Origin of the sequence: Sphingobacterium sp. LRF_L2 (assembly GCF_965644235.1) — a bacterium.
Lineage (GTDB): Bacteria > Bacteroidota > Bacteroidia > Sphingobacteriales > Sphingobacteriaceae > Sphingobacterium.
In genome coordinates this window covers 499,733-521,758 of sequence record NZ_CBFFRI010000003.1, presented here as the reverse complement: position 1 = coordinate 521,758, position 22,026 = coordinate 499,733, and the positions used below count along the sequence as shown (strand labels likewise).

General features: G+C 36.9%; 24 protein-coding genes. 16 read left to right on the top strand and 8 right to left on the bottom strand.

From position 1 onward, the window contains the following. Positions 1-29: 29 nt before the first annotated feature. Complete coding sequence (locus tag ACSZOX_RS08315) at positions 30-419, top strand: hypothetical protein (protein ID WP_437919402.1); 390 nt, start codon at positions 30-32, stop codon at positions 417-419. 105 nt (positions 420-524) lie between these two features. Here ACSZOX_RS08315 and ACSZOX_RS08310 read toward each other — a convergent pair whose 3' ends face one another. The 5 genes from ACSZOX_RS08310 to ACSZOX_RS08290 all read right to left on the bottom strand — a co-directional run bounded on the left by ACSZOX_RS08310 (position 525) and on the right by ACSZOX_RS08290 (position 5,152). Next, positions 525-896 (bottom strand): hypothetical protein, encoded by a 372-nt coding sequence (locus ACSZOX_RS08310; RefSeq protein ID WP_437919401.1) that lies wholly within the window; start codon positions 894-896, stop codon positions 525-527. A gap of 243 nt (positions 897-1,139) precedes the next feature. Continuing rightward, a complete protein-coding gene (gene lpxK / locus ACSZOX_RS08305; protein ID WP_437919400.1) occupies positions 1,140-2,177 on the bottom strand; it encodes a tetraacyldisaccharide 4'-kinase in 1,038 nt (345 codons plus the stop codon). Further along, the gene (locus tag ACSZOX_RS08300) at positions 2,174-2,644 is read right to left on the bottom strand and encodes a gliding motility lipoprotein GldH (protein WP_437919399.1); all 471 of its coding nucleotides are present in this window, start codon (positions 2,642-2,644) and stop codon (positions 2,174-2,176) included. The genes lpxK and ACSZOX_RS08300 overlap by 4 nt, the downstream gene beginning before the upstream one ends. A gap of 6 nt (positions 2,645-2,650) precedes the next feature. Further along, positions 2,651-3,997, bottom strand: coding sequence for a PSP1 domain-containing protein (locus ACSZOX_RS08295; protein WP_437919398.1), 1,347 nt, complete (start codon positions 3,995-3,997; stop codon positions 2,651-2,653). A gap of 12 nt (positions 3,998-4,009) precedes the next feature. After that, entirely contained in the window at positions 4,010-5,152 is a 1,143-nt protein-coding gene (locus ACSZOX_RS08290) for an ATP-binding protein (protein WP_437919397.1), read from the bottom strand. 122 nt (positions 5,153-5,274) lie between these two features. Here ACSZOX_RS08290 and dnaN point away from each other — a divergent pair, with 122 nt between their 5' ends. The 6 genes from dnaN to nadD all read left to right on the top strand — a co-directional run bounded on the left by dnaN (position 5,275) and on the right by nadD (position 9,907). After that, positions 5,275-6,396: a DNA polymerase III subunit beta gene (gene dnaN / locus ACSZOX_RS08285; protein WP_437919396.1), complete on the top strand. Its 1,122-nt coding sequence runs from the start codon at positions 5,275-5,277 to the stop codon at positions 6,394-6,396. Positions 6,397-6,407: 11 nt separating this feature from the next. Beyond that, complete coding sequence (locus ACSZOX_RS08280) at positions 6,408-7,073, top strand: DedA family protein (protein ID WP_437919395.1); 666 nt, start codon at positions 6,408-6,410, stop codon at positions 7,071-7,073. Between the two features lie 149 nt (positions 7,074-7,222). Beyond that, positions 7,223-7,810, top strand: coding sequence for a CAP domain-containing protein (locus ACSZOX_RS08275; protein ID WP_437919394.1), 588 nt, complete (start codon positions 7,223-7,225; stop codon positions 7,808-7,810). A gap of 67 nt (positions 7,811-7,877) precedes the next feature. Continuing rightward, positions 7,878-8,753 carry a YicC/YloC family endoribonuclease gene (locus ACSZOX_RS08270; protein ID WP_437919393.1) on the top strand — a complete coding sequence of 292 codons (876 nt, stop codon included), beginning with the start codon at positions 7,878-7,880 and terminating at the stop codon, positions 8,751-8,753. A gap of 2 nt (positions 8,754-8,755) precedes the next feature. Continuing rightward, the gene (gmk, locus tag ACSZOX_RS08265) at positions 8,756-9,325 is read left to right on the top strand and encodes a guanylate kinase (RefSeq protein ID WP_437919392.1); all 570 of its coding nucleotides are present in this window, start codon (positions 8,756-8,758) and stop codon (positions 9,323-9,325) included. A gap of 6 nt (positions 9,326-9,331) precedes the next feature. Next, positions 9,332-9,907, top strand: a complete 576-nt coding sequence (gene nadD, locus ACSZOX_RS08260; protein WP_437919391.1) for a nicotinate (nicotinamide) nucleotide adenylyltransferase — start codon at positions 9,332-9,334, stop codon at positions 9,905-9,907. 41 nt (positions 9,908-9,948) lie between these two features. Here the strand turns inward: nadD and ACSZOX_RS08255 are convergent, their stop codons facing one another. Both ACSZOX_RS08255 and kduI read right to left on the bottom strand, forming a co-directional pair. Further along, entirely contained in the window at positions 9,949-10,713 is a 765-nt protein-coding gene (locus ACSZOX_RS08255; RefSeq protein ID WP_437919509.1) for an SDR family oxidoreductase, read from the bottom strand. Positions 10,714-10,761: 48 nt separating this feature from the next. Then, positions 10,762-11,610 carry a 5-dehydro-4-deoxy-D-glucuronate isomerase gene (kduI, locus tag ACSZOX_RS08250; RefSeq protein ID WP_437919390.1) on the bottom strand — a complete coding sequence of 283 codons (849 nt, stop codon included), beginning with the start codon at positions 11,608-11,610 and terminating at the stop codon, positions 10,762-10,764. 188 nt (positions 11,611-11,798) lie between these two features. Here kduI and ACSZOX_RS08245 point away from each other — a divergent pair, with 188 nt between their 5' ends. The 9 genes from ACSZOX_RS08245 (at position 11,799) to ACSZOX_RS08205 (ending at position 20,398) form a co-directional block, all read left to right on the top strand. Next, positions 11,799-11,987, top strand: coding sequence for a CsbD family protein (locus ACSZOX_RS08245; protein WP_437919389.1), 189 nt, complete (start codon positions 11,799-11,801; stop codon positions 11,985-11,987). A gap of 121 nt (positions 11,988-12,108) precedes the next feature. Beyond that, positions 12,109-12,897 carry a 5'/3'-nucleotidase SurE gene (gene surE, locus ACSZOX_RS08240; protein ID WP_437919388.1) on the top strand — a complete coding sequence of 263 codons (789 nt, stop codon included), beginning with the start codon at positions 12,109-12,111 and terminating at the stop codon, positions 12,895-12,897. After that, a complete protein-coding gene (locus tag ACSZOX_RS08235) occupies positions 12,887-13,156 on the top strand; it encodes a hypothetical protein (RefSeq protein ID WP_437919387.1) in 270 nt (89 codons plus the stop codon). The genes surE and ACSZOX_RS08235 overlap by 11 nt, the downstream gene beginning before the upstream one ends. Positions 13,157-13,211: 55 nt before the next feature. Beyond that, positions 13,212-14,090 (top strand): menaquinone biosynthesis family protein, encoded by an 879-nt coding sequence (locus ACSZOX_RS08230; protein WP_437919386.1) that lies wholly within the window; start codon positions 13,212-13,214, stop codon positions 14,088-14,090. 221 nt (positions 14,091-14,311) lie between these two features. Next, the gene (secA, locus tag ACSZOX_RS08225) at positions 14,312-17,617 is read left to right on the top strand and encodes a preprotein translocase subunit SecA (protein WP_437919385.1); all 3,306 of its coding nucleotides are present in this window, start codon (positions 14,312-14,314) and stop codon (positions 17,615-17,617) included. Between the two features lie 8 nt (positions 17,618-17,625). After that, entirely contained in the window at positions 17,626-18,081 is a 456-nt protein-coding gene (locus ACSZOX_RS08220; RefSeq protein ID WP_437919384.1) for an SPOR domain-containing protein, read from the top strand. Positions 18,082-18,100: 19 nt separating this feature from the next. After that, entirely contained in the window at positions 18,101-19,294 is a 1,194-nt protein-coding gene (locus ACSZOX_RS08215) for a M20 metallopeptidase family protein (RefSeq protein ID WP_437919383.1), read from the top strand. A gap of 46 nt (positions 19,295-19,340) precedes the next feature. Further along, a complete protein-coding gene (locus ACSZOX_RS08210; protein WP_437919382.1) occupies positions 19,341-19,907 on the top strand; it encodes a thiamine diphosphokinase in 567 nt (188 codons plus the stop codon). After that, the gene (locus ACSZOX_RS08205) at positions 19,907-20,398 is read left to right on the top strand and encodes a GNAT family N-acetyltransferase (protein WP_437919381.1); all 492 of its coding nucleotides are present in this window, start codon (positions 19,907-19,909) and stop codon (positions 20,396-20,398) included. Before ACSZOX_RS08210 ends, ACSZOX_RS08205 begins: the two co-directional genes overlap by 1 nt. 42 nt (positions 20,399-20,440) lie before the next feature. On the opposite strand, the gene ACSZOX_RS08200 is transcribed toward ACSZOX_RS08205, so the two are convergent. After that, a complete protein-coding gene (locus ACSZOX_RS08200; protein WP_437919380.1) occupies positions 20,441-21,754 on the bottom strand; it encodes a M28 family metallopeptidase in 1,314 nt (437 codons plus the stop codon). Positions 21,755-22,026 lie beyond the last annotated feature (272 nt).

Genomic DNA, 22,026 nt, shown 5'->3' with positions numbered 1-22,026 from the left:
TAATGGTTTAACAATTAAAATTTATAGTCATGAAAAAATTATTTTTAACAGGTATCAGTTTATTATTCGCGATCACATTGACATTTGCGCAAACCAACCCAGATGAAGTTGCTAAAGAGGAAGTAACTACATTAACAGAAAAACTGACGCTCACTGAGGATCAACAAACGAGCATCTTTCAAATTGTTCTGGAAGGTGAAAAATCAAAAGAAGCGGTAAAAGTAGACGGGACATTATCACCAGAAGTACTTGCCGAATCTCTAAATAAGCTGCAAGCTAGCACAGATGCACAAGTAGCTGAGAAGTTGTCTGATGAGCAAAAACCACTATTTGAAAGAATAGTTTCTGAACGTCCGAAAGAAACTGCTCCTATTCCAGTTGAAACTCCGATCCAGCCAGCTGAACCTGTTCAACCTTAATGGAATAAAGATCGTATAGGCTTTTTGATATAAGTAAATACAATTATCATAAAAAAGAGGAGTCCTAAGATTCCTCTTTTTTTCTTTGCTTAAAGAAGCTTTTCATTAGTCTTTTTTTGGAGGTCGTTGTCCTCGCTTACTCTCCAACTCTTCATATGTTTTTAGCTGTTTTTCATTTAAAAAAGACTTTATCTTTGTGTCGAATTTTTTTCTATTTTCTTGCATAGCTGTACGAATGGTTTCTCTATCACCACTAGCATTTGCAAATATTTCTTTTTCAGCAGTGGCTTGTGCTAAGGCCTGTTTGTATATAGAATCCTGTTGACTTTTTTCTAATGCAAGTTCATCTGTTAATCTTTCGACAATTCCTTTTGCACGATCCGTAGCTGACATCTCCTGAAATTTGCCTCGTTCTTGCGCAAAACCGATACTTATTCCTAGTATCAGAAATACAATACATAAATTGATGTTTTTCATATGTAAATAATTTTTTTAAAAAAGGTCATATGGAATGTCGAGATTATTTTCATTCTTGTTTGTCTTTTGTAATCATGGACATTTCATATGTTTAATAAATTGCTTTTTAATGGCCATATGGTTGTTTTCTACAGCCGTCGACGTTCCATATAGTTTATTTTTGTACTTGTCAAAAGTAAACTATAGGAAGCTAAGTTGTTGTATAAGAAAAGCTTATTTAGGGAAGTTTAACGCTGATTAATACTAATTAACAATATGGAATGCATCAAACAATAAATTATTGAATTTTTCGGCTTGATTAAATAGAATTTCTGTTTCAATAGGGATATAATGAACATTATATGCTGAAACAAATGAGCTAGCTAAACGTTGAATGTCTTTCTCTGTAGTCAGTAATATTTTGTTATCAGCGCTTATATTTTGGAAATTTTTTAAGATATTTTTTTTGTCTTCTTCTGAAAAGTCATGATGATCAGAAAATGCAATATAGTGGAGTTCTTTAACCTGTAATTTTAGATAATCATACAGAGGGACAGGATTTGCTATACCTGTAAACAAAAAAACGATCGTATTCTTTAAATCAAAGTCCGTTAGATCTTTACCATTTGGTTGAATAATATTTTTATAAGATATTTTTGAAAAAAATAAAGGTGCCTTGGAGTAGTTCGAAATTTTTTTTATGATTTTAGTTTTTAGCTCTTCGTTTAGAGTATTTGGACATTTTGTGATGACGATTGTATTTGCTCGTTTGCTTTCTGATAGAGTGTCTCGAAAGTTTCCTGTAGGTAAGGGGAGTGCCTTTTCTAGTAGTGAGTTGTAATCGAATAAGAGTATCGAAAAACTAGGTTTTAAAGAACGATGTTGATAGGCATCATCAAGTAGTACTGCATCGCATCCTTGGTTTATTTTTTTTATAGCTTTTACGCGATCTTCACACACCACTACCGTTGTTTCGGGATATTTTTTTTTAATTTGAAGAGGTTCGTCACCTGTATAGTCCGAAATATCGTTTTCTTCCACATATCTAAACCCTTTGGTTTTTCGACCATAACCTCTACTAAGAATGGCGACTTTTAAATACGGTTTAATCGTCCGTAATATATATTCTGTCATAGGACTTTTTCCAGTACCGCCAACAGCAAGATTTCCAATAACTATTACGGGGAAATCAAAAGATGTACTTTTTAGTAATCCTATATCGTAAAGTCTATTCCTTATCCAGACAATCGTTGCATAGCATAAAGCAAAAGGAAGTAAAAGCCATCTAAAAAAGGTTATCATGGTTTTTTCACGATTTTTAAACCGATATCGCTAATATCCCTTAAAGGATTTTCACGCATATTTTGTTCAATAGAAAAAGTATATAACCCTGTATCGGGAAAACTATAATTCTCCTTTAATAATCGCTCTACACTATATAGATTTCCTGCACTTTTTCCTAACCATCTTCCGTCCAATTCAGCTAATTTTAATTCATATCGAATAGCGGTATCAGAAATTGCAGGACCTTTTTCGTGAATCAGAAGAAAGACATTCGCATAATTATATTCATTCGAATGTCTTAAGTTAACCCACAGATTGTACTTCGCAGTCCTGTCTGTAACTCTAACGCTAAAAACTGGGATCTCACTGTAATTCCAACTTCTATTTGGAATAGCCTTATTAACCTCATAAAAAGCCTGATCACCGCAAGAAATGACAAGCAGTGACAGGAATAAACTAACGATGCTTTTCCAAAATGTAAGCATAGTATTTTAATTAGGAAGATTCCCTTTTGTTTGATCAGAATTTTTATTTCTGTTTCTATTAAATCTCTTTTTGGGTTTAGCAGGATCTCCTTGAACAGACTTAGTTTCTGCTTTTTGAGGCATATTACTTTTCTGTTCCCTTGGCTGTTCTACTTTCTTTTGTTCTGTTTGTTTTGTATCCGAAACAACAGTATCCTTTTTATTCTTTGTTTTCTTACGTTTTTTCCTTTTGCTTTTATCGTCTAGACGTGTCAGTGAATCTTGTCCGACTACATTTTCGTAATCATAAGAAATAGGCTTCTGTACTTCTTCGGGGACATAGTTAACTGTTAAATCTTGAGATTTACGTCCTTCTTTGTTCATTTCGGCATACTCTTTTACCTTGTGAACATCAATAGGAATCCAGTTTTCCCCTCCTGGATAAGAGTACCACATCAGTTTCTTGAAAATATCAGTTTTCTGAAGATAAGCCATACCTACCTCCGTATCAAGTCTTTCTACATTTGTAGGGATGTCACGTAATGCATCCATGTAACTATCAAGTTCGTAATTGAGACAACACTTTAATTTGCCGCATTGTCCAGCTAGCTTTAACGTATTCAAAGACAGATTTTGATAACGCGCTGCAGAGGTAGATACTGTTTTGAAATCCGTAAGCCAAGTGGAACAACAAAGCTCTCTCCCACAGGATCCTATTCCTCCTAATCTACTAGCTTCTTGTCTCATTCCAATTTGTCTCATTTCAATACGGATACGAAACGCCTCAGCCATGCGCTTAATCAGCTCACGAAAATCTACCCTTCCTTCTGCAGTATAATAGAATGTTGCTTTTGTTTTGTCTCCTTGATAATCCACATCGGAAATCTTCATAGACAAACCAAGTTCGAGTGCTAAATTACGTGCTCGATGCATGGTTTCCCATTCCAGATCTTTAGCAGCATTGTATTTTTGTACATCTGCTTCATTCGCTTTTCTGTAGATTTTTTTTACGACAGTATCTTGTTTTACATTGTTCTTTTTCAACTGTAAACGAACAAGTTCTCCAGTGAGCGATACATGACCTATATCATACCCACCTGTGGAGGGTTCTACAGCAACCATTTCGCCCATTTCTAGGTAAAGATTATCCGTATTGATGTAGAAGTCTTTACGTGATCCCTTGAATCGTATTTCAACAATGTTGAAAGGTTTATAGTTTGAAGGCAAATCCATATCGGAAAGCCAGTCGTATACATCTAATTTATTACATCCGCTAGTCATACAAGAGCCATTATTTTGGCAACCTGCAGGGGCACTTCCTGTAGTTGTTGTACTACCGCACCCACCTCCGGATGAGCAACTGCCACATCCCATATTTTTCTTCTTTTATATATATTGAGTCCCTTGAGGGAACGTTTGATATTTAAATATTAAAACTAACTGCAAAGATAAATCTAAAAATAGAATTTTTGGATTTGCATTGCGTTCTACTTTGTAATGTGTTTTTTCTAATAAATCGATGGCATAAGCCAACTGATCGGCACTAAAACTTTTACTGAATTTACTTACGAAATCCAGCTCCTGACCTTGTAGGAGAACAAGTTGTCGAAGTCCCTGCTGTGTCAAAACAATTTGACGCAACATATTAATGGCATAAAGTAAGAAATTTTTTTGGTTTTCTCTACCCAATTTTGGAAACTCCTCTTCGCAAAACCGGATGAAATTTAAACCAGAGTCTGTAACAATGAAACGAAGCCAATGAATAAGAAGGTCGAAATATGGATTTTCTTCTTCATTCAAAAGGTCTTGAGCCAATTGTAAATTTCCATCAGCGATAAAAGAAATTTCATTTGCTCGTTGCGCTTCAATTTCTTTTTGTTTTATGAGATATTGTGTGACCTCATCGTGTTTAAGCTTAGCGACTTTAACGAGTTGTGTTCGTGATATAATGGTATTTAATATCCTATCTTGATTTTCGGCAACCAGTAAAAAAAGTGTTTTAGCAGGAGGTTCTTCTATCAACTTCAATAGTGCGTTTCCTTGAATATCCAAATACTCTGGAAGCCACATAATAAGTACTTTATATTCGGCTTCGAAAGCTTTAAGACTAAGCTTTTTTATAATATCATGGGCTTCAGCTATATTAATATTAGCCTGCTTATTCTCCGCCTCTAAGTTATGCCTCCAAAAGTCTAAACTTAAGTACGGGTTGGCTTGAAAAGCTTTTCTCCATTCTTCTAGATAGGTTGCAGCAACATCATCTTTTCCTTTAGCAAAGAAGGGGTAAGAGAAATGTAAATCAGGATGAATGAGTTTTTGGTATTTATTACAGGAACTGCATATTCCACAACTGTCTTGTTCACCCTTATTTTCGCAATTTATATATTGTGCATAAGCTACCGCTAATGCTAGTCCACCAGAACCTTCAGGACCAAGAAAAAGCTGCGCATGACTCACGCGGTTTTCTTTAACCGTGTGTAAGAGATGTGCTTTCATTTCGTGTTGTCCTATTATATCCTTAAACTGCATATATTTCGATCTTACAAATGTACTAATTAATTAATTTGCGATAAGAATTAAGACACAATGAGTTTATAAAATGTAGATTCTTTTCTGTAATATTGCATATAAAAATCTATAAAATTCAGGAAATGAGATTTATTGTATCCACGTCAATTTTATTAAAACAATTACAAGCAATTAGCGGTGCATCGAGCAGTAGTACCGTTCTTCCTATTCTCGAAAATTTCTTATTTGAGATCAAAGATAATCTGTTGACGATATCAGCTACAGATTTGCAAACCAGCATGGTCACTTCTCTCCAAATAGAAGCAAAAGAAGAGGGAAGAGTTGCGATGCCTTCCAAAATTTTGATCGAAACATTAAAAACCCTTCCTGATCAACCCGTTGCTTTTTCAGTCGATACCAATACATTGGCTATCGAAATCAGTGCAGGCGATGGAAAGTATAAATTAAGTGGTGAGAATGCCGATGATTTCCCTAAAATTCCTATCGTAGATAATGTATCTACAGTTGCCTTAGGAGCTTCTATATTGTCGGAAGCCATTAACAAAACTATTTTTGCGGTGAGCAATGATGAGTTAAGACCAGCAATGTCAGGAGTTTTGGTCCAACTTGCTGAGCAGAGTATCACTTTTGTATCCACAGATGCACATAAATTGGTTCGCTATCGTCGGACGGATGTAGGATCGGATAAACCTGCATCGCTTATCTTGCCTAAGAAAGCATTAACTTTGTTGAAGTCCTCTTTACCTTCGGATGATACGGTGGTTTCTATCGAGTACAATAATACAAATGCTTTTTTCCAGTTCGGAAACATTCACCTTATTTGTCGCCTCATTGATGAAAGATATCCAGATTATGAAGCGGTTATTCCACAGGTAAACCCAAATAAATTAACAGTTGATAGGCTTTTATTTCTTAATACACTTCGTCGTGTCGTTATCTTTGCAAACAAAACTACCCACCAAGTGAGACTAAAAATTTCGGGAAGTGAATTGCATATATCTGCTGAGGATTTAGACTTTTCTAATGAAGCACATGAACGTTTAAGTTGTCAATTTGAGGGACAGGATATGGAAATAGGTTTTAACGCCAAATTTCTAGTAGAAATGTTGAATAATTTAAGTTCTAGCGAAGTGGTGATTGAAATGAGTACACCAAACCGTGCAGGGTTACTTATTCCTGCTATTAAAGAGGATAATGAAGACATTCTAATGCTTGTTATGCCTGTCATGTTAAATAACATTTAAACTGTATTGTTTTGGAAATCGTATATTCCGTAATTGATTTTATACTACATATTGACGATCATCTCGCTACATTAATAGCAGAATACAATTATTGGATTTATCTGATTTTGTTTCTTATCATTTTTGTCGAAACAGGGTTGGTTGTTATGCCTTTTCTACCTGGCGATTCTCTGCTTTTTGCTACGGGAATGTTTGCTGCACAGGGAATGTTGGACATTTCGACAAGTATTGCATTAATGCTTATTGCGGCCGTATTGGGAGATGCCTGTAATTATTTAATTGGGAAATACGCAGGAGATAAATTTGTGCAGATGCGTCTTTTTGGTAAACAGCTTGTAAAAGGAGAATACATCGAGAAAACGCATGGATTTTATGCAAAGCATGGCCCTCAAACTATCATTATAGCACGTTTTGTTCCTATTGTACGAACATTCGCTCCTTTTGTGGCAGGGGTAGGTAAGATGAAATATAGTATATTTCTTACCTACAACTTAATAGGTGGTGTGTTATGGGTCGTTGGGATTACTTTGGCTGGATACTTTTTAGGAAATATCCCCTGGATAAGGGATAATTTTGAAAAAGTTGTTATAGGTATTATTTTAGTTTCTGTTTTGCCTATAATTATTGGGTTTATTAAAGAACGATTAAGTACAAAAAGACAAACAATAGAAAGCTAATATTTTCATCGATATAGTAAAAAACTCGGCAAAACATGCCGAGTTTTTTTATTTTGTAATTCTTTTTGTTTATGGAGATTAACAATTCAGGGTTTAACGTCGTTAAACGTTAGTTAAAAAAAGAAGTCTCATTAAACAAACCTTACGCTATGCGAATCATTTCAATAATGACTTTTTTTGTATGTGTACTTTCGGTGTCTATTTATGCACAACGAAAGAATATTATCGTAGATAGAGTAGGTGCCAAAGAAGCTTATCATTATCTCCTAGCTTTTCGAGAGCGACCCCAGGAAATGATGCGTATGTTAGGGATTAAATTTGATGCTTCTAAAGTTTCCAAACTTCATTTAAATTGGGATTCAGACTTAGCAAAAACGGCTGAGTGGCGTGCTACCGATATGGCCAAACGAGATTATTTTGAACATAGTACCCCAGAAGGGATAGGGCCTAATCATTACATGAGTCAATTTGGTTATCAATTGAATAAAGATTGGTTGAAAAAAAAAGAAGCTAATAATTTCGAGTCCATCGCTGCAAATCATCCAACGGCTGTGGATGGCGTTAAAGCATTTATTGTAGGAAGAAACTCTCCTGGTTTTATGCATCGAAAGCATGTTTTGGGTATGGACAGTTGGAATGGATCCCTTCATGATATAGGCATTGGCTTTGTTAGAGTACCTGAAGGATCTACCTATAAAACCTATCTTAGTGTTATTATAGCAAAACACGATTGGTGAGAAAGATTAATTTCAATTTTACTTTTCAGTTTCTACTTTTTGCTTTTTACTTTTCCTACCTTTGCATATGATAAAATCTATGACAGGGTATGGTATTGGTTCCCAGGAAAATGGGAAAGTTAAATATACCGTCGAATTAAAATCCCTGAATTCCAAATTTCTTGAACTCAACTTGCGGTTGCCAAAAGTTGTTTCGGACAAAGAGTTTACTTTGCGTTCTGAATCAACGAAACTGATCGAACGTGGTAAAGTAAATATTTTTGTCACGGTAGAATATACTGACCAGACTGCAAAGGCTTCTTCTATAAATGCGACCTTATTAATGAAGTATTATAAACAGTTGGAGGAAATTGCTATTCAATTGGGCGAAAAAAATGCTTCGTTGTTTCAGATGGCGCTTGAAATGCCGGAGGTTGTAACATCCAATGAAGATGCTGTTGATGAGGAGGAAGGAAAAGTTTTGTTGGATGCATTCTATATTGCTGTTGAGAAATTTAATAAATTTCGTCAAGACGAAGGTATTGTTCTTAAAAATGATCTTGATACACGCGTGGGTATGATTCTTTCCTATTTGACCGAGGTAGAGTCTTTAGAAGGAAATCGGATCCCGCTTATCAGAGAGCGTATTAGTCATTACCTGGACGAAGCTGTAGGAAAAGAAAATGTAGATATGAATCGTTTTGAACAAGAAATTATTTTTTATATCGACAAATTAGATATCACAGAAGAAAAGGTACGTTTGCGGAGTCACTGTAATTATTTTATACAAGCTTTACGAGCGACAGACTCTAATGGAAAGAAGTTGGGATTTATTTCGCAGGAGATGGGACGAGAGATAAATACGCTCGGATCAAAAGCCAATGACGCGAACATTCAACAGATCGTGGTGCGCATGAAAGAAGAATTAGAAAAAATTAAAGAGCAACTGCTTAATGTATTATAAGAATGAGTGGTAAATTAATTATATTTTCTGCGCCTTCGGGAGCTGGAAAAACAACAATAGTTAGACGATTACTAGAAAAGCATGGGGATAAGATTTCTTTTTCAATCTCTGCAAGCACCCGGAATCCGAGAGAGGGAGAAATTGATGGAAAAGATTACTATTTTATCAGTAACGATGATTTCTTACATCGTATAGCAAAGCATGAATTTATAGAGTTTGAAGAGGTTTACTCAGGTACTTTTTATGGAACATTGCGCAAAGAAGTAGAACGGATATGGGATGAAGGAAAATCGGTGATTTTTGATATCGATGTTATTGGTGGACTTCGCTTAAAGTCAAAATTTTCCGAAGAAGCATTGGCAATCTTTGTAAATCCTCCTTCATTAGAAGTTTTAAAGGATCGTCTTCGTGGACGGGGGACAGATTCTGAAGAAAAGTTACTTGAACGCTTTGCGAAAGCAGAAACAGAGCTAAGTTATGCTGATAAATTCGATATTGTTCTCAATAACTTCGATTTAGATACTGCTTGTGAAGAAGCGGAGCAGCTTGTATTGGATTTTCTTAAGTCATAATTAGGAATGACAAAAGTTGGTTTATTTTTTGGATCATTTAATCCGATCCATATCGGGCATCTGATTATTGCCAACTATATGACAAGCTTTACTGCTCTTGATGAGGTTTGGTTTGTGGTGTCACCTCATAATCCCTTCAAGGAAAAGAAAAGTTTAGGTAATATGTATGATCGGTTGGAGATGGTAAATCTCGCTATCGTAGGAGAGGAGAAACTTCGGGCTTCCGATGTTGAATTCAATCTTCCGCAACCTTCTTATACAATTGATACGTTGACTCATCTTAAAGAACGTTATCCGAATAAGGAATTTCTGTTGATAATGGGAGAAGATAATCTTCAGGGATTTTCCAAATGGAAAAATGCAGATATCATTTTGAGGGATTATAAACTTATCGTATATCCTCGACCTGGTTTTCATGGTGGAGAATTGAGAAATCATTCGTCAGTCATTTTAACGGATAGTCCTGTGATGGAATTATCATCTACCTTTCTTCGATCTGCTATTAAAGCAAAAAAAAATATTCGATTTTATACACCAGACTCGGTATTGGAATTTATTGACAAGAAAGGATTGTATTCCTAGTAAGAGGCGAAAATTTCTTACTAGGAATACGAAGTGTAGATTTAACGACCCATCCAACCGCCATCCACCGTTAATATGGTGCCGTGGACGTAGTCGGATGCTTTAGAGGCAAGGAATACAGCCGGACCTTTAAAGTCTTGAGTTTCCCCCCATCTTCCAGCAGGTATCCGGGATAATATCGATGCTGAACGTTCTGGATCATCACGCAAAGCCTCCGTGTTATCCGTAGCAATATAGCCAGGAGCTATTGCATTAACATTCACACCTTTGCTTGCCCATTCATTCGCAAATGCTTTTGTTAATGAGCCTATTGCTCCTTTAGAGGCTGCGTAGCCAGGAACATTAATTCCTCCTTGGAAAGTAAGTAAAGATGCTGTGAATACGATTTTACCTGTTCCACGTGAAAGCATTTCTTTTCCTATTTCTCGTGTTAGAATAAATTGTGCATTTTGGTTGATTTCTATAATTTCATCCCAATAGTTATCTGGATGTTCCGCGGCAGGCGCGCGTAAAATATTACCAGCGTTATTGAATAAAATATCAATAACAGGATGATCTTTTTTTACCTGATCAATAAATGCATACAGAGACTCTCGTTTGGAAAAATCACATTTATACGCATGAAATTTGCGACCAATAGCATGAACCGATTGTTCGACATCAGAATTTTCAAGCTCAAGTGTTGCAGAAACACCAATAATATCAGCACCTGCTTCCGCAAGAGCTTCCGCGAGAGCTTTACCTATTCCTCTTTTGCAGCCAGTCACTAAGGCTATTTTTCCAGAGAGGTCGAATGTGTTTAAAATAGACATGGTTTCGTGTAAAAAATAAAAAATTAATTTCTAGCGTACGGCTTATCTTAATGCTGTAATAGCACATTTATCCATATCATCGTAATCTAGATTCTCTCCTGCCATACCCCAAATAAACGTGTAATTGCTTGTTCCCGCTCCAGAATGGATGGACCAAGGTGGAGAAATTACCGCCTGTTCATTCTGCATCCATATATGACGGGTTTCGTCGATAGGCCCCATAAAATGCGATACAGCCTGTCCTTCTGGTACTTCAAAATAAAAATATACTTCCATTCGACGGTCATGAGTATGCGAAGGCATTGTATTCCATACAGATCCCGGTTTTAGTTCTGTCATACCCATTTGTAATTGACAAGTGTCAACGACTTTGTTTAATAACATCTGATTGATGGTACGATGATTTGCTGTCTCCAAAGATCCGAGTTCTATTTTATTAGCTTCGGCTTTAGTTACCCTTTTCGTAGGATATGTTTGATGTGCAGGTGTTGAATTTAAGTAGAACTTTGCGGGATTAGTCGGATCAGAGCTGCTGAAAAAGACTTCTTTAGCTCCTTTTCCAATGTAAAGAGCTTCTTTGTTCCCAATTTCATATGTTGTTCCATCAACTTCCACTTGACCATTCCCCCCTACATTGATTATTCCAATCTCGCGGCGCGATAAAAAGTAAGGCTCTTTAAGAAGTGCATCGATTGTTTCTAACTGAAGTCTATCTTTTACAGGCATTGCTCCTCCCGCCATGTAGCGATCGTAATGTGTGTAGACGAAATGGATTTTATCTGGGGAAAATAAAGTTTCTATTAAGAAGTTTTCACGAAGCCCTTTCGTATCCAACGATTTGGATTCATTTGGTCCTATAGCATATCTACTTTCAAAGATGGTATGGCTCATAATAAGAATTAAATAAAACAAAGATTGATAATCAGTCTAAGATAGGAGTTAAAAACTAGAAAAATAATTTAATCTTCGGAAACGTTGTCATTGGAACGATATAGGAACAAAAAGTATTCGATTCATATTTTTCTACTGAACTTTTTTCGAGAAGCATTGTTCTCTAGGGAAACAAGAAAGGATAGAAAATGGACAAGTTAGATTTAAAAGGAAAGTGGAATGAATTAAAAGGAAAAGTGAAGCAGGAATATGCTGAGTGGACAGACGACGACTTGAAATATGAAGAAGGTCAAGATGATGAATTGTTAGGACGCATCCAGCAAAAATTAGGAAAGACAAGAGAAGAAGTGGTGGATTGGTTGAAAAGTCTAGGTTAGCAGCAAAAGACAAGTAAAAATATAAAGAGGCGTTGTATCGACACAACGCCTCTTTATATTTTTATATATACCGAAGCACTGTTTGATTCTTATTTATAGAGCTTTTTCCTAAATTAGCAATATGACAAAGAAGAAGCCGACTATTTTAGTTGTGAATGATGATGGTATAACTGCGCCAGGTATCAAAGTTTTGCTCGAAGAAATGCAAAAAATTGGGAATGTGGTAGTAGTCGCTCCAGATAGCCCTCAATCTGGCATGGGACATGCGATAACAATAGGTAGGCCGCTGCGATTAGATAAGATTAATCTTTATGAAGGTGTCGAGATGTATAAATGCTCCGGTACTCCAGTGGATTGTGTGAAGTTGGCTGTAAACAAGATTTTTAAAGGAAAGAAACCTGATCTTTGTGTTTCTGGAGTGAATCATGGATTAAATTATTCAATAAACGTACTGTACTCTGGTACTATGTCCGCCGCAGTAGAAGGTGCTATTGAGGATATCCCTTCAATTGGTTTTTCACTGGATGATTTTTCCCATCATGCCGATTTTTCCCATTGCCGTCCGTATTTAAGGGCTATTGCTACTCAAGTTTTGACGCACGGTCTTCAAAAAGCAACTTTATTGAACGTGAACTTTCCAAATAGTACTAGGCCTATAAAAGGGATTAAGATTTGTCGTCAAGCTACTGCGAAATGGTTCGAAGAATTCGATGAACGAGTTGATCCTTATGAGCGAGAATATTTTTGGATGACTGGAAAATTTCAACTGCTAGACAAAGGCGAAGATACAGATGTATTTGCATTAAGTCAAGGCTATGTATCGGTGGTTCCCACACAGTTTGATATGACGGCTCACCATGCTATTACGGAATTAAATTCCTGGACTTTTGATGTTGCAGATGAAAAATAACATAATAGTTGGTATTGTTATCGGTGTACTCCCTCCCTTTTTTGCTTATCTATTGACTGCACATACAGATTTCGCGAACGAACTTTTTCCAACAAAGCCGTTTATTTTATATGTGTTGGCTGCGGCAATTAATTTGATATTGATTCGCGTTTTTTATAAAAAAACTGCTGAAGGAAAAGAGAAAATAGCACAAGGAATTGTAATGGTGACATTTGTAGGTATGCTGCTTTTTTTGTACTTCTACAAAATTAATATGTGATGCATTTATAACTGTAGCCATTATATAAGAATATTAAAATTTTAAAAAGATAAGAATGAAACTAACATTAGGATTTTCTCCATGCCCTAATGATACCTTTATTTTTGATGCATTGATACATCATAAAATAGATACAGAAGGATTGGATTTTGAGGTGGAATACCAAGATGTTGAAACGTTAAATCAAAAGGCGTTTAAACAAGAATTAGATATTACAAAATTAAGTTATCATGCTTTTGCCTATGCAGCAAAAGATTATGAGCTGCTGGATGCTGGTAGTGCTCTGGGGTTTGGAGTAGGTCCGTTACTAATTGCAAAGGACGAAAAGCTGGCTTCACGACTTCGGGAAGCGCTTTTGTCAGGCAACGGTTTAACGAAGGAAGATCTTTCACTAAGAATAGGTATACCAGGAAAATATACGACAGCAAATTTTTTGTTGAGTTTAGCGTTTCCATCCTTAGAAAATAAAGAGGAATTGTTGTTCTCTGCTATTGAGAACTCATTACTTGTAGAGGCGATAGATTTGGGATTAATTATACACGAAAATAGGTTTACTTATCAAGAGAAAGGATTACATAAAGTTGTCGATTTAGGCGATTTTTGGGAGAAAACAACGGGAAGTCCGATTCCATTGGGTGGAATAGTGGTGAAGCGTTCGCTAGGAGAAGAAGTAAAGCTTAAAATTAATCGGCTTGTGCGTGCTAGCGTTCAATATGCTTTTGCAAATCCTAAATCTGGATTAGATTACATTCGCTCCCATGCGCAGGAAATGGAAGAATCAGTAATGTATAAGCACATTGAGCTGTATGTAAATCAATATTCTGAAAATTTGGGAAAAGAAGGGCGGCGAGCGATTCAAGAGATGTTTGATAAGGCCGTTGCATTAAACATTATTCCGAAATCAAAAGACAACCTTTTTTTAACAGAAAAATAACAAGAGGTTGCAAAGGATGCTCTTTTCTTTTAAAGCTGTATCTAAGGTCGATACAAGGTAAGAAAGTCTACAGCTATCGTTGACTAACAAATTAAAAAAATAACTTGTAATCCTGTTAGTTATCACATCTAATAAGTAAATTTGCCCGATTAGTGCCAAAATGTCTGCAAATAAGGATTGGAGTCATTATTGCACGGCGGAAATTGAGATAAAAAAATATTATGTTAAAATTTTTAAGTAAACTATTTGGCAGCAAGTCTGAACGGGATATCAAAGCAATACAACCTATTGTATCGAAGATAAAAGAAGAATACGAAAAGCTTTCAGGTTTAACCAATGATGAGTTGCGTGAAAAGACGTTGGCTTTTAAAAATCGAATAAAAGAATATTTGACAGACATCGATTCTGAAATAGCTTCGTTAAAAGCAGAAGCCGATCAGGATGATGTTGATATGGGTAAAAAGACTGAACTTTATGAAAAGGTCGACAAACTCAATAAAGACAGAGACAAGAAACTGGAAGATGTATTATTAGAAATTCTTCCTGAGGGTTTTGCCGTTGTGAAAGAGACTGCCCGCCGTTTTACTGAAAATAAAGAAATAGCAGTCACCGCAAGTGAATTCGATCGGGACCTTGCTACACGTAAGACCAATGTCGTGATTGAGGGTGACAAAGCAATTTGGAAGAATTCTTGGACAGCTGCAGGTACAGATGTTACTTGGAATATGGTGCATTATGATGTACAGCTTATCGGTGGTATTGTCTTGCACCAAGGTAAGATTTCAGAAATGTCTACAGGGGAAGGTAAAACCTTAGTTGGTACTTTACCTACCTATTTAAATGCATTAACTGGTCAAGGTGTGCACATTGTTACGGTGAATGATTACCTTGCTCGTCGTGACTCGGAATGGAATGGCCCTTTGTTCGAATTTCATGGACTTAGCGTAGATTGTATCGATAAACATCAGCCAAATTCTCCGCAACGTAGAAAAGCGTATACGTGTGATATCGTATATGGAACGAACAATGAGTTCGGTTTTGATTACCTTAGAGATAACATGACACAGACTCCTGATGCCATGGTACAACGGAAGTTACATTTTGCAATGATCGACGAGGTGGATTCTGTATTAATTGATGATGCTCGTACACCTCTAATTATTTCAGGGCCTATTCCAAGAGGAGATCAGCATGAATTTTATCAATTAAAACCGCGTATCGAACGTTTGGTAAATGCTCAAAAAGCTTATATCAATACTGTTTTCAATGAAGCAAAGAAAGCTATTTCTGCTGGAGATAGCGATGCTGAAGGTGGAGGTATGGCCCTTTTACGTGCTTATCGTGGATTACCTAAGAATAAAGCCTTAATTAAATTCTTATCAGAAAGTAACCACAGACAAATTTTGCAGAAGGTAGAGAATTTCTACATGCAGGAGCAAAACCGTAATATGCCAAAGGTGGATGCGGAGTTGTTTTTCGTCATTGATGAGAAAAATAATCAAGTTGAGTTAACGGAGAAAGGAATTGAACTGATTACTGCTTCAGGAGAAGATGCAACGTTCTTTATATTACCAGATGTAGGCTCTGAAATTGCAGATATTGAAAAATCTGATTTATCTTTAGAAGAAAAAGCGCAGAAAAAGGAAGAATTGTTGCGTGATTATTCTATCAAATCGGAGCGTATACATTCCATAAACCAGCTGCTTAAAGCATATACATTATTCGAAATTGATGATCAATATATTGTTGATGAGGGTAAGGTAAAGATTGTCGATGAGCAAACTGGCCGTATTATGGAAGGTCGTCGTTATTCTGACGGTCTACATCAGGCTATTGAAGCAAAAGAAAACGTTAAAGTAGAAGATGCTACGCAAACGTATGCAACAATCACTCTTCAGAATTATTTCCGTATGTACCATAAATTGTCTGGAATGACGGGAACAGCGTCTACTGAAGCGGGAGAGTTGTGGGAGATATACAAACTTGATGTTGTAGAGATTCCAACAAATAAAGGAATTCAACGCGACGATCGTCAGGATTTTATCTATCGTACTGCTCGTGAAAAATACAATGCGGTAGCACAGGAGATACAACGTCTTACCGAAGAAGGAAGACCGGTATTGGTAGGTACAACTTCTGTTGAGATATCAGAATTGCTAAGTCGTATGTTGAAACTACGGGGCATTAAACACAATGTTTTGAATGCGAAGCTTCACCAAAAGGAGGCGGATATTGTAGCAGAGGCAGGTCGTCCGGGGCAAGTCACTATCGCAACAAATATGGCAGGCCGTGGTACCGATATCAAGTTAACAAACGAAGTTATCAACGCAGGCGGTTTGGCAATAATAGGTACGGAGCGTCACGAGTCTCGTCGAGTGGATCGTCAGTTGCGTGGTCGTGCCGGTCGTCAAGGAGATCCTGGATCTTCTCAATTCTTCGTATCCTTAGAAGATAACCTTATGCGTTTATTCGCTTCAGAGCGAATTTCTAACATCATGGTCAAAATGGGGGTAGAAGAAGGAGAAGTGATGCAACACAGCATGTTGACCAAGTCTATCGAACGTGCACAACGTAAGGTGGAAGAAAATAACTTTGGTATTCGTAAGCGGTTGCTGGAATATGACGATGTTATGAATTCTCAGCGTACAGTTATCTACACGAAACGCAAGAATGCATTATTCGGTGAGCGATTAGATGTAGATCTCAATAACACCATTTTTGATGTTGTAGAAGATGTTATTTCGGAAGCTAAAGAAGGAGGTACATTTGAAGATTTTCAGATTGAGGTTATTCGTCTTTTTGCTATCAACCCTGAAATTACAGCGGAAGAATTTGCGCACAGCAATCTTATAACATTAACTGATAAACTTTTCCATCAGGTTATAGAACATTATCATGTAAAATCACAGCATGTCGCAGCACAAACGTTACCTGTTTTAACAAACGTATTGGCCGAGCGTGGAGCGATGATTGAAAATGTCGTTGTACCTTTTTCAGATGGTATTCGTGGCATACAAGTTGCAACGAATCTGAAGAAAGCCGTAGAATCTAATGGTAAAGAGGTATTCAAATCTTTCGAAAAAGGTATTGTACTTGCTTTAATCGATGAAGCTTGGAAAGAACATTTGCGAGAAATGGATGATTTAAAGCAATCTGTTCAAAATGCTGTTTATGAACAAAAAGATCCGATTATCATCTACAAGATGGAGGCGTATAATTTGTTCAAAGGCATGTTAGCGTCTATGAATAAAGAAATTGTAAGTTTCTTATTTAAAGGTGAGATTCCGGGACAACAGCAACAGCCACAAAATATACAAGCAGCTCGCGCTATACCTGCTCAACCAGCACAAGTAAAGGCAACAAAGGCAGAACTGTCTTCTCCTACAGGAGTTTCTGAGGAGGATAAAGATACACGAGAACAACAAATAACACAACCTATCCGTAAAGAACAAACAGTAGGTCGTAACGATGAATGTCCTTGTGGTTCAGGATTAAAATATAAAAACTGTCACGGTAAGAACAGCTAAATTAATAGATGATGTTATATAGAGGATTGATACTTGCCTTCATATGTATTGGATGTACACAAATTGCTCAAGCACAGTCTGGCATTGTAGAAGTTCAAAAGGATTCTTTAATAAGTTTATTGCAAGAATTTAGGGCAGAGAATGGTATCAATCCCACAACAGCACGGTTGGTGAGTTTGGGATCGAAGGTGGTGGATAAAAAGAATGCCAAACGTGTTAAGGTAAGGGGATTCCGCGTGCAGGTTTTTTCGGGTGCAAATCGTAGTGAAGCGTATGCCGTTCAGGCAAGATTCCAAAATTCTTATAGTGATATAGGGAGTTATGTTACTTACGACGAACCAAACTACCGAGTGAAAGTCGGAGATTTTAGAAGTCGGACGGATGCAACAGCTTTCATGCGAGAGCTCCGCTCACAATATAACAACGTGTTTGTCTTTACCGAAGATATTTGGGTCTACGAATAGGACGTTAGTTTCAATAGGTATGTCTACGCTCAAGGAAAAAATAGAACAGGTAGCACAGGATTTTTTTGAAGATACTGTGCGCCTAAGAAGGCATTTGCATCAAAATCCCGAACTTTCGTTTGAAGAATTTCAAACGGCTGCTTTTGTAAAGGAACGATTAGATTTTTTAGGCATTCCTTATAAGAGTATGGCAGAAACGGGGATTGTGGCGCTTATCCATGGAGAAAAAAACTCGGATAAAGTGTTGGCTCTTCGTGCAGATATGGATGCTCTACCTATTCAAGAAGTTGAAGGTAGAGAATATGGCTCTCAAAATAATGGCGTAATGCATGCCTGCGGTCACGATGTACATACTTCCTCACTCTTGGGGGTAGCGGCTATTTTGCAGTCTCTAAGAAGTGAATTTGGCGGTACGATAAAGCTTATCTTTCAACCTGGTGAGGAACGACTTCCAGGAGGCGCATCGATTATGATTAAAGAAGGCGTGTTGCAAAATCCAGAACCGCAGGGGATTATTGGACAGCATGTTATGCCTTTGATTGAAACAGGAAAAGTTGGCTTTCGTTCGGGAAAATACATGGCGTCTTGTGACGAATTGTTTATGACGATAAAAGGTCGTGGTGGACATGGAGCCCATCCACATCAAAATATTGACCCTATTGCCATAACAGCGCAAATTATTACAGCTCTTCAGCAAATCGTGAGCAGAAATGCAGATCCACGTACACCGACCGTACTCTCTTGGGGTAAAATTATTGGCATGGGGGCGACGAACATTATTCCTAACGAAGTTTATCTAGAGGGTACCTTTCGTACGTTTGATGAAAAGTGGCGATCGGAAGCACATACCCTTATGGTAAAAATGGCTGTGGGAATTGCCGAAAGTATGGGGGCAACGTGTGATTTTGAAGTTCGGAAAGGGTATCCATTTTTAATAAATGAACCAAAAATAACAGATTCTTCAAGGCAATTTGCGATAGAATATTTGGGTGAAGAGCAAGTATTAGAACTAGATGTTTGGCCAGCAGCCGAGGATTTCTCCTATTATTCCCAAGAAGTGAATGCTTGTTTTTATCGATTGGGAACAGGCAATAAAGCTGCTGGAATTACTTCTGCAGTGCATACTCCAACTTTTGATATAGATGAAAAAGCATTGAAAGTTAGTATAGGATTAATGGCTTATATCACGCTACGGCAGTTAGAACAAAAATAAAACGGCCTATAGGTTGATTTTTTACGTAATTCTACTTTTTTGATAAATGTCTTCCCATCATATTGTTAGAGAGAACCAAGAGCCCGCGCTGATCATAGCGTCTATTGATGCACTTTCTAGTGAATACCTAGGACAACTTTTAGAATGGAGTCCTACTATTATAGCAAATGAGTATACCCTCGATTTTTTCCTTGCTGATAATATTAAAGTAGATGTTGTTTTTACAGAAAAGAAAGAATGCTATTCGCAAGAACAGATCAAAGTCTTTCAGCTTACCCAGAGTTTTTTAGTGGAAAGCCTGACTTATTTAGTTTCTAATAACTACGCAGCAGTACATATTATCTCTGATGAAATTGTCGTAGATGAAATACTTCCATTTTGTGATAAAATGAACATCTCTCTTTTTTCGGCTGATCGAAGATATGTCTTTGTTCAACAGCATTATGAAAAGTGGAAAGTAGCCCATTCTCTAATTTATGTACACGAAGACAAATTAAAGTCATTTGTCGGGCTTCGTAAGTTGTCTGATAATGTTTTTGAAACAGTACAGGACGGTTTTTTTTATATAGATTTTAATACGGATGCTTACGTATTAATAGGCGAAGAAATTTAATGAAAATTATACAAGCCGAGGAAAATGATTGGTCTATAATTTCTGCAATAGCGTCTGATAGTTGGAGAGTGGGATATACTTCTATTCTTTCTTCAGAACAGATTGAGTTTATGCTGGCAAAATCTTATAGCCATCAAGGAATTATTGAGGCGATGCAAAAGGGTCAATATTTCTACTTGCTAGAAACTGAAGAAACCTTTGTGGGATTTATAGCATTGCAATCCAAAAAAAATCACATTTTAAGAATTGAAAAATTGTATTTGAGCCCCTTAGTCCAGGGTCTTGGATATGGAAAGGAGCTTCTTGAGTTTGCAAAGCAGAGGGCGCTAGCTTTAGGTTTTCGGATTTTAGAATTGAATGTTAATAGAAGAAATAAAGCATACCATTTCTATTTGAAACAAGGGTTCAACGTGTTATCTGAAGTTGATATACCTTATTACAATTTCATATTGGACGATTATATTATGCAGAAAGAATTGTTGGATCTGTAGTGTTCCGGTTCTCTATTTTCGTGAAATTACGGTCTATATGCTCTAATCTTTGAGTTTTTCAACTCTAGAAGGTGTCTGTAGGCCTTTAACAATACCAAGAACTCCCTGCGCAATGGCCTCTATACTGGATTGAATATTTTTTAGATCAAGAGTAGATAGTTCATCCTTCACGGTGTGGTAATATTCATCCTTGTCGATTTGTGAGGTAGAAAAGGTATGTGCGGGAACTCCCAATGCCGCTAAGACAGCGTTGTCACTTCGATAGAAAAGATTTTGTTGGGGATAAGGATCAGGATAAAATTTAAATTTTGTACCCTTTAGATTTTCTTGCATCAGCGAGGCTAGATTCGAATTATTATAGCCCGTTACATAAAGAGAATTTGGGCCAAATTTGGAATCTTTTCCAATCATTTCTATATTAATCATGGCCGCGACTTTATCGGCGTCAATATGTGAAGAGAAATACTTTGAACCGAACATGCCAATCTCTTCGGCAGTAAAGGCTACGAAAATTAAGGTTCGCTCGTTAATATCGCTTAGTCGGAAATGTTTTGCAAGAGCGATCATAGCGGCTGTTCCAGATGCATCATCATCGGCTCCGTTTGCAATGGAATCCTGATTTACAGGATCTAAAATTCCGATATGATCATAATGTGCGGAGAAAATAACGAACTCATCGGCTTTCGTTTTTCCAGGAAGGATTGCAGCAACATTGAAGAGAGGAAAATCCTCGTGTAACGTATTTATTTTGATTTCAAAGTCTTCTATTTTTCTAGGACTAATTGCGAAGACCTTCATGAGACCGTAGTCAACGTTTTGTTGTTTGGGAACTACATTTTCGTTGGAAATAATCTTTTTGAATCGTGCGAGCTGTGATTCAAAAACTGGATCTACCCATACGAGATTGTCATTTTTATTTTCACGTACGATTTCTCGAAATCGTGCTGAAAAATCCTCTCCCTTTTTTATCTCCAGAATTTCTATGGGTGAACCCTTTGTCCAGTCAAGCTCTGGAGCATTACTTATTGCGATAAATTTTTCAGAAGCCAATTCCTCTCCATTTACGCGGATCAGTTGCTTTCCGGGACTTACTTTGGTTACATGAAAGGTTTGTCTAAAGTTGTCTTCAGCATAGGGTTTTAAACCAGCATTTCGAAATTCATTTGCAATAAAATCTGCTGCTTGTCCAATGTCCGGCGTCAAAGCAGCCCTTCCTCGCATACTGTCGTCAGTCAGTGCTCCCATGACTCGTTGAATATCATTAAAATCAATATATTGCTCTTGTGAATAGGAGTACTGAGCCGTAAATTGAATAGCTGTAAAAATAGAATAGGTAAGAATTTTTATGTATTGCATACCACATTAAATTTATCTAAGTTTGATAAAAGTAAAAAAATATATGGAATAACGCATGTTTCAAAAGATAGAAATACACCTATTTGATTAAAAATACAGGGCGTCAAGAAAACATGAAGAAATACAGACGAATAATATACATATATGAAATGTCCATGCTTGCAAAGCACAAACACGAATGAAAATAATCCCGAAGGGCTCATTGAATATAACCGAACGAAGTGAGCTCTCCAAAGGAAATCTGGACATTCCATATGACCGTTAGAAAACAC